Consider the following 2,469-nt stretch of genomic DNA (forward strand, 5'->3'; position numbering starts at 1 on the left):
GCTACTGGCAGTGCATCAGGCTGTGCAGCCCTAAGAATTCTTCAAAGATAATTCGGCGGGAGTCCCCGGCTAGCCTTGCTGGCTGGAGTGTTCAGCGGGCTCCAGCCCGCTGAAAAAGAATAAGAAGCCCAGGTTTAAAGCCTTTTATTGAGCCGATAGACCGCGGGCTGAGAGCCCACGCCTTTTCCCATGTCCTCCCGCCTGATTCGTGCATAGCGCGAATGTCCCATCCATCGCGATGCGATGGATGGGGCACCCAAGGTATGGGCTTCCGAACTCTATCAAGCCATCTTAAATTCCTGTATCAGGAAAATGGAAAAGCAATATTTCGCGGATGACAAACAAAAACGTCTCGGTGCTAGAATTAGGCAAGCCTAAATTAGGTTTGCCTAAGGATTCGTGATCGAGACTCAGACCAACCCGGAGACGCCTGCAACTGAGACGGCCCCGCATGGGCGTTTCCGCCTGCTGCCGGAGCTGAAGCGCAGCGAGCTGTGGACGTACTTTGGTCCGGCATTCGTGGCCTCGGTGGCCTACATCGATCCCGGCAACTTCGCCACCAACATCGACGGCGGAACCCGCTACGGCTATCGCCTGCTGTGGGTCCTTCTGTGGTCGAATGTCATGGCCATCCTTATCCAGTACCTGTCGGCCAAGCTGGGCATCGTGACCGGTCTTACCCTCCCCCAGAACTGCCGCAAAACCTACTCGCGCGGCACCAACATCTTCCTGTGGGTGGCGGCGGAGATCGCCGCCCTGGCTACCGATCTGGCGGAGTTTCTGGGAGCGGCACTGGGCTTCTATCTGCTCTTTGGACCCGCGCTGCTGGAGCATGGATGGTCGCGCACCGGTGTGATGTTTGCCGCAGCGATGCTCACCACGGTCTGCGTCTTCTTGATCCTTGCGCTCGACCTTGCCGGCTTCCGCTTCCTGGAGTGGGGCATCATGGCCTTCGTCGGTGTGATCGGTATCTGCTACGCCATCGAGATCTTCCTGGTGCACCCGGACTGGAAGCTCGCAGCCTTCCACGCGCTGGTTCCATCCTTTGATCGCACAGATCTGCACGGCAGCATCTACGTCGCCGTGGGCATGCTGGGCGCTACCGTAATGCCGCATGTGGTCTATCTGCACTCCGCCCTGGTGCAGCCCCGCATCAAGCAGGCCACCCATCGTTCCGGCCTTCCGGGAAGGCTCTTCCGGTCACGCTATCTCCGCTTCGAGCTGGTAGACGTCTTCGTCGCCATGAACGGCGCCTGGCTGATCAACTCAGCAATGATCATCATGGCCGCCGGAGCCTTCGCCAGCTTTGCCGCTCGCGGCCTGGCGCCGGTAGCCAGCATCGAAGATGCGCACCATACGCTGGGCCCGTTGCTCGGCGGCATCTCGGCGACGGTCTTTGCCGTGGCCCTGCTGTGCTCCGGTCTCTCCTCCTCAACGGTCGGTGTCATGGCCGGCCAGGTGGTGCTGGAAGGTTTTCTCAACGTCAAGTTCTCCATCTTCCTGCGCCGTTTTCTGACGATCATTCCGGCGTTGGTGGTCATCGGTCTCGGCCTCGATCCGCTGAAGATCCTGATCCTCTCGCAGGTGGTCCTGAGCTTTGCCCTTCCCTTCGCTCTGGTGCCGCTGCTTCTGCTCACCAGCCGCCCCGATGTGATGAACAGCTTCGCCAACCGGAAACGGACGAAGTACACCGGCTGGTTGATCGTGACGATCATCGTGAGTTTGAATGCGCTGCTGTTGTGGCAGACATTTGTTCGCTAGAGCATTTCTCCTAAAGGTGTAGAGCGAAGCTTTGACTATTTGCGCCGTTTTCCTTCGGAGAAAACGGCATTCGCAGATTTATCCAACACTACAGTATTAGGAGAATTGCTCTAGTCCCCAGGCATGAAGCACTGCCGCTAAGCTAGAGTCATGTTGGAAACGCGTATCACGTTTGCAAACGGGCGCACCCTCACTCTCGTCGGTGACCTGGCCGTTGCCAGCCCCACCCATATCGTCATCCTTTCGCATGGCTTCGCCAGCGACCGTAATGGACGCGGACGCCTGCCTGCATTGGCTGCTGCACTGAATGCTGCAAGCATCTCCACACTGCGATACGACTTTGCCGGCTGTGGAGAGTCGGACGATGACACGCTCACACCTGAAGGCCTGCGCGACGACCTTCGCTCCGCGATCCGTTTCCTGCAGCAGAGGGGATTCACGCACATTGGGCTCTATGGGCACTCGCTCGGAGGAACCATCTCGCTGTGGTCGTTCACGCCGGAGATCAAGGCGCTTGCTACGACCGGAGCGGCTACGGGACCGGTGCATTACAACTTCGACGAGTTCTTTCCGCAGACAGCGGTCAATAAACTGCGTCGCACCGGCATCATGCCCGTGCCGTCAAAGTCAGAGCGCAGGCCTGTTGTGCTCGCGTCACAGGCGTTAATGGATAGCTTCAGTACGTTCTCTTCGGAAGAGTTGTTGAGC

General features: G+C 58.6%; 2 protein-coding genes. Both read left to right on the plus strand.

Annotation, left to right across the window (positions count from 1 at the left end):
• Positions 1-399: 399 nt before the first annotated feature.
• On the plus strand, positions 400-1,761 hold the full coding sequence (locus tag AB4043_RS22365; protein ID WP_442300479.1) for an Nramp family divalent metal transporter: 1,362 nt from the start codon (positions 400-402) through the stop codon (positions 1,759-1,761).
• Between the two features lie 150 nt (positions 1,762-1,911).
• On the plus strand, positions 1,912-2,469 hold a 558-nt coding region (locus AB4043_RS22370; RefSeq protein WP_442308137.1), incomplete at its 3' end, for an alpha/beta fold hydrolase.

Source organism: Terriglobus sp. YAF25, from assembly GCF_052113305.1.
In the GTDB taxonomy this organism is placed as follows: domain Bacteria; phylum Acidobacteriota; class Terriglobia; order Terriglobales; family Acidobacteriaceae; genus Terriglobus.